Here is a 289-nt window from a genome sequence, read left to right on the forward strand (position 1 = left end):
GATAGGTCGCGTCAATCATGATAGTCTGAGGCTCAGCCTTCGCGGCAGACAGGCCATCCATCATCCGCATGAAAATGCCCATGTCGCCCCAACGCTTCCAACGGTTGTAGAGCGTCCTGTGCGGACCGTATTCCCGGGGCGCATCACGCCAGCGCATACCATTGCGGTTCACAAAAATGATGCCGCTCAGCACGCGGCGGTCATCAACGCGAGGTTTACCATGGCTCCTGGGAAAGAACGGCCGCAGACGCTCCATCTGTTCATCCGTCAGCCAGAACAGGTCGCTCAT

The 289-nt window shown here is 58.1% G+C and carries 1 protein-coding gene; it reads right to left on the minus strand.

All coding sequences use genetic code 11. The features are described from left to right. Nucleotides 1–289 (minus strand): IS5 family transposase (locus B7449_RS19460; RefSeq protein ID WP_048884137.1); only part of this gene is annotated, 289 nt, incomplete at its 3' end.

The organism is Komagataeibacter intermedius TF2, assembly GCF_000964425.1.
Taxonomy (GTDB): domain Bacteria; phylum Pseudomonadota; class Alphaproteobacteria; order Acetobacterales; family Acetobacteraceae; genus Komagataeibacter; species Komagataeibacter intermedius.